This is a genomic window from Ramlibacter sp. (genome assembly GCF_041916345.1).
In the GTDB taxonomy this organism is placed as follows: domain Bacteria; phylum Pseudomonadota; class Gammaproteobacteria; order Burkholderiales; family Burkholderiaceae_C; genus Ramlibacter.
The window spans coordinates 1-5,375 of the sequence record NZ_JAYRZR010000153.1; the positions used below are offsets into that span (position 1 = coordinate 1).

General features: G+C 70.1%; 6 protein-coding genes. 4 read left to right on the forward strand and 2 right to left on the reverse strand.

What is annotated here, in order from left to right:
• A partial coding sequence (locus ACE3T5_RS20990) for an ABC transporter substrate-binding protein (RefSeq protein WP_374670059.1) occupies nt 1-701 on the forward strand: 701 nt, incomplete at its 5' end.
• Between the two features lie 42 nt (nt 702-743).
• Here the strand turns inward: ACE3T5_RS20990 and argE are convergent.
• Nucleotides 744-1,913: an acetylornithine deacetylase gene (gene argE / locus ACE3T5_RS20995; protein ID WP_374670060.1), complete on the reverse strand. Its 1,170-nt coding sequence runs from the start codon at nt 1,911-1,913 to the stop codon at nt 744-746.
• 80 nt (nt 1,914-1,993) lie between these two features.
• Here argE and ACE3T5_RS21000 point away from each other — a divergent pair, with 80 nt between their 5' ends.
• Nucleotides 1,994-3,190: a M20 aminoacylase family protein gene (locus ACE3T5_RS21000; protein ID WP_374670061.1), complete on the forward strand. Its 1,197-nt coding sequence runs from the start codon at nt 1,994-1,996 to the stop codon at nt 3,188-3,190.
• The gene (locus ACE3T5_RS21005; protein WP_374670062.1) at nt 3,187-4,302 is read left to right on the forward strand and encodes a M14 family metallopeptidase; all 1,116 of its coding nucleotides are present in this window, start codon (nt 3,187-3,189) and stop codon (nt 4,300-4,302) included. Before ACE3T5_RS21000 ends, ACE3T5_RS21005 begins: the two co-directional genes overlap by 4 nt.
• A 3-nt stretch (nt 4,303-4,305) precedes the next feature.
• Here ACE3T5_RS21005 and ACE3T5_RS21010 read toward each other — a convergent pair whose 3' ends face one another.
• Nucleotides 4,306-5,085 carry a type III pantothenate kinase gene (locus ACE3T5_RS21010; protein WP_374670063.1) on the reverse strand — a complete coding sequence of 260 codons (780 nt, stop codon included), beginning with the start codon at nt 5,083-5,085 and terminating at the stop codon, nt 4,306-4,308.
• A gap of 143 nt (nt 5,086-5,228) precedes the next feature.
• Between ACE3T5_RS21010 and ACE3T5_RS21015 the strand changes: the two genes are divergently transcribed.
• On the forward strand, nt 5,229-5,375 hold a 147-nt coding region (locus ACE3T5_RS21015; RefSeq protein ID WP_374670064.1), incomplete at its 3' end, for a transposase.

The following is a 5,375-nucleotide window of genomic DNA, read 5'->3' on the forward strand; positions in this document are numbered from 1 at the left end:
TGCGCGCCTCGTACAACGACGAGACGGCGCTGATCGTGAAGCAGACCACCAGCCTGGGCCTGAAGAAGATCGCCGTCTTCCACCAGAACGACGCCTACGGCAAGGCCGGCCTCGACGGCGTGGAGCTTGCGCTGGCGGCGCAGAACATGAAGCCCGTGGCCCGCGCGACCGTGGAGCGCAACAGCGTGGACGTGGCCGAGGCGGTGAAGACCCTGGTCGCGGCGCAGCCCGATGCCATCGTGCAGATCAGCGCCTACAAGTCCTGCGCGGCCTTCATCAAGGCGGCCAAGGCCGCCGGCTATGGCGGCACCTTCTACAACGTGTCCTTCGTCGGCACCCAGGCCCTGGCGGACGAACTGGGCAAGGAGGGCGCGAGCGTCGTCGTCTCCCAGGTGGTGCCCTCCCCGTACAACGCTGCGCGACCGATTGCGCGCGAATACCTGGAGGCCATCAAGAAGGGCGGCGCCGACTACCAGGCGAACTTCTCCAGCATGGAGGGGTATCTGGCCGCCCGCACGATGGTGGAAGGCCTTCGCCGCGCCACGGGCAAGCTGACGCGGGATGCCCTCATCAGCGGGCTCGAGTCGATCGGCAGCCTGTCGCTCGGCGGCTTCAATGTGGGCTTCTCGCCGGCCAGCCACGTGGCCTCGACTTTCGTCGAGCTCTCGATGCTCACGGGCGACGGCCGCGTGCGCACCTAGTTCACCCGCCGCGCGACGACCGCGCGGCGCAGGCCGCCCCCGCTAGTCGATGCGGCGCGCCGCCACCAGCCCCTGCAGGAACGCCTGGCAGCGGGCGAGCTGATCCAGCGTCACGTATTCGTCAGGCTGGTGCGCCTGCGCGATCAGGCCGGGGCCGCACACCACGGTGCGGATGCCCGCCTGCTTGAACAGGCCCGCCTCGGTGCCGAAGGCCACCTGCGTCGTGCGCTCGGCGCCCGCCAGGCGCAGCGCCAGGCGCGTCACCTCGTCGTCGGCGGACCCGAGGAAGCTGGGGATCTCGCAGATCGTCTCGAAGCGGAAGCCGGTGCCCGGCGCCACGCGCTGCATCGCGGGCTCCAGCGAGCGGGCATACGCCTCCACCTCGGCCTGCATGGCGCGCGCATCGGCGGTGGGCAGGTCCCGGAACTCATAGCGGAACTCGGCATCGCGCGGCACCACGTTGTCCGCGATGCCGCCATGGAACTGGCCCACGCTGGCGGTGGAGAACGGCACGTCGAAGCCCTCGTAGCGCGGCTCCTCGCGCTCGAAGGTCTCGGCCATGTCACGCACGCGGCCGATCACGCGGGCGGCCATCTCGATGGCGTTCACCGATTGCGGCGTGAGCGAGGAATGCGCCTCCTTGCCCCGCACGCAGCAACGGTAGCGGTACACGCCCTTGTGCGCGATGGCCGGCACCATGCCGGTGGGCTCGCCGACGATGCAGGCGACGGGCGCGATGCCGGCTTCGCGCAGGTCGGCGATCAGCTCCTTCACGCCGAAGCAGCCGACCTCCTCGTCGTAGCTGAAGGCGAAGTGGATCGCGAACGGCGCCTCGCTGGCCAGGAAGCGTTCGGCCTGCGCCAGCGCCAGCGCGATGAAGCTCTTCATGTCGGCCGAGCCGCGGCCGTACAGCCGGTCGTCGCGCACCACGGCAGCCAGGGGGTCCACCGTCCAGTCCTGGCCGTCCCAGGGCACGGTGTCGGTATGGCCGGACAGGATGAGCCCGGCCGGCTTGCCCTCGCCCAGGGTGGCGAACAGGTTGGCCTTGGTGCGGTCGGCGTTGTGGGTGAGGCGGCTCTTCACGCCGAGGCGGGCCAGCTCGTCGCGGATGAAGTGGATCAGCGGCAGGTTGGCGTTCGCGCTGACCGTGTTGAACTGCACCAGGGTGCGCGCCAGCTCGAGCGCACGCGGTTCCAGGGGGGCGGGATGCATGCCTTCGATTGTGGCGGAATCCCGCCTTGGCCCGCTGCGGGCGGCCCGATAGACTGTCGGATTGCCAAGGAAAGCAAGCCATGAAACTGCTGGACTCCATCGTCACCCAGGCGGCGGGCATTGCCGCGCTGCGACGTGACATCCACGCGCACCCCGAACTCTGCTTCGAGGAGGTCCGCACCGCCGATCTGGTGGCCGCGCGGCTCACCGAATGGGGCATCCCCATCCACCGCGGCCTGGGCAAGACCGGCGTGGTGGGCATCGTGAAGAACGGCACCTCGGACCGGGCCGTGGGCCTGCGCGCCGACATGGACGCCCTGCCGATGCAGGAGTACAACCAGTTCGCCCACGCCAGCCGGCACGCGGGCAAGATGCACGCCTGCGGCCATGATGGCCACACCGCCATGCTGCTGGCAGCCGCCCAGCATTTCGCGCGGCATCGCGCGTTCGACGGCACCGTCTACCTGATCTTCCAGCCCGCGGAAGAGGGCGGCGGCGGCGCGCGCGAGATGATCAAGGACGGCCTCTTCGAGCGCTTCCCGATGGAGGCCGTCTTCGGCATGCACAACTGGCCGGGCGCGCCGGTGGGGCGCTTCGCCGTCAGCCCGGGGCCGGTGATGGCGTCGTCGAACGAATTCCGCATCACCATCCGCGGCAAGGGCAGCCATGCCGCCCTGCCCCACAACGGCATCGACCCGGTACCGGTGGCCTGCCAGATGGTGCAGGCCTTCCAGACCATCATCAGCCGCAACAAGAAGCCGATCGACGCCGGGGTGATCTCGGTCACCATGATCCACGCGGGCGAGGCCACGAACGTCGTGCCCGATTCCTGCGAGCTGCAAGGCACGGTGCGCACCTTCACGCTGGAGGTGCTGGACCTGATCGAGCGGCGCATGAAGCAGATCGCGGAGCATGTGTGCGCCGCGCACGATGCCCAGTGCGAGTTCGAGTTCGTGCGCAACTACCCGCCCACCGTCAACAGCGCGGCGGAGGCCGCCTTCGCGCGCGAGGTGATGGCCTCGATCGTCGGCGCGGAGCACGTGGACGTGCAGGAGCCGACCATGGGCGCGGAAGACTTCGCCTACATGCTGCAGGCCAAGCCCGGTGCCTACTGCTTCATCGCCAATGGCGACGGCAGCCACCGCGAGATGGGCCATGGCGGCGGCCCCTGCATGCTGCACAACCCCAGCTACGATTTCAACGACGACCTGATCCCCCTCGGCGCCACCTACTGGGTGCGCCTGGCCGAAGCCTGGCTGGCCCGGGAGCGCGCATGACGACGGGCAGCCCCATGGTGAAAGACATGCAGGCGTTCTCGCGCAGCTACGCCGAGGCACGCGACAAGTTCCTGGCCGCGGCGGCCGCGGCCGGCCTGGCGGTCGAGTCGCATGCGCACCCCTTGCGCGGCCGCGACGGCGAGGCGCTGGCGATGGACGTGGTGCGCGACGGCCCGGCCGATGCCTCGCGACTGCTCATCCTGAGCAGTGCCTGCCACGGCGTGGAAGGCTACTGCGGCAGCGGCGTGCAGGTCGCGGCCCTGCGCGACGCCACCTGGCGCGCCCGCGCGCGCGAGGCCGGCGTGGCCGTGCTCTACATCCATGCGCTCAATCCGCATGGCTTCTCGCACGTGCGGCGCACCACGCACGAGAACATCGACATCAACCGCAACTTCCACGACTTTTCGCGGCCCCTGCCGGTGAACGCCGGCTACCGCGAGGTGCACCCCCTGCTGGTGCCAGCCTCCTGGCCGCCGGATGACGCGAACCAGGCCGCGGTGGCGCGCTTCATCGCCGAGCGCGGCGAGAAGGTCTGGCAGGCCGCCGTCAGCAGCGGCCAGCATGAATACCCCGATGGCCTGTTCTTCGGCGGCACCGCGCCCTCATGGAGCAACACCACGCTGCGTGGCGTGCTGCGGGCGCAGGGCCGTGGCGCGGCACGCATCGGCTGGATCGACTTCCACACCGGCCTGGGCCCCAACGGCGTGGGTGAACGCATCTATGCAGGGCGTGACGACGCGGTGGCCACTGCCCGGGCGCGCGCCTGGTGGGCGGGCGGCGGTCGCACGCCAGTCACCTCCATCTACGACGGCTCGTCCACCTCGGCCTTCCTCACGGGCCTGATGTGGAATGCGATCTACGAGGAGTGCCCCCAGGCCGAGTACACCGGCCTGGCCATGGAGTACGGCACGCAACCCCTGCTCGACGTGATGCGCGCGCTGCGCGGCGACCAATGGCTGCAGGCGCACCCCGAGGCGCCGCCGGAGCAGGCGCGCGCGATCAAGCAGGCCGTGATGGACGCGTTCTACACCGACACCGACGAGTGGCGCGGCCGCATCCTCGAGCAGGCCCTGGAGTCGATGGGGCAGGCCGTGGACGGCCTCGCGGCCTGACCGTCAGCGCAGGGCGGCTGCGGCGCGGTCGCGGGCAATGACCAGCAGGCCGTCGAAGATGAGCGACTCGACCAGCTCGAACGGGTGCGCCATGTGCGGCGCCATCTTCCAGCCGGCGCCACCGGTCATGTAGCAGGCTGGCTCCGCGCCGCAATGGCGGCGCACATGCTGCACCATCCGCTCAATCGCGCCGGCAATGGCGTAGGTGCCGCCGCTGGTCAGGGCGTCGCTGGTGTTGGTGGGGAACTCACGCACCTCACCGGTGGGCACGTGCAGGCCCGCCGTGCCGCCCTCCAGGGCCTTGAGCATGATGCCGTGGCCCGGCAGGATGAGGCCGCCGAGAAAGCGCCCGCCCGCATCCACCGCCTCCACCGTGACGGCGGTGCCCACCATCACCACGACCATTGGCCGCGCCGGCCCCGAGGCCAGCAGCCGGTGACGCGCGCCGATCATGGCCACCCAGCGGTCGGCGCCGAGCCGCGTGGGGTGGTCATAGCCATTGCTGAGGCCGGCCTCCGCCGCGCTGGAGACGACCCAGTGCGCCGGCACGTCCCACAGCTCCTCCATCTGCTCTTCCACGCGCCGCTTGATGGCATCGCCCGCCACACAGCAGCCCAGCATGCGGCCCGGCGCCGCCAACTCGGTCCACGGGCCGTCCGCCAGCTTGTCCACGTGTTCCAGGAATTCGGCGCCCTGCGCGAGGGGCGCCTGGCCCGGTTCGGCCCGGGCGAACAGCGCCCACTTGAGACGCGTGTTGCCGATGTCGATAGCGAGGAAGGTCATGATGCGGCAATGGCGATCGCCCGGCTGGGCACGGGAAGCCGCGTGTCCGCCTAGCCCGGATATTTCACCAGAAGAGGTCGGCGGCCTCGTGCCGTAGCGCGTTTTCATAGGTATCTGACGCCAATGAAAACCGAGGACCGCCGATGCCAAAGTGTACCGAAGAGACCGTGCAGTTTGGACGCGTCGGGCGGCGCGTCGTGGAGGCTGCGTTTGATGGTGGCGACATCGTCAGCGACGGCGGCGTGCTGCTGCTCAAGCAGGTCGATGAGCGGCTCGGACTGACTCGCGCG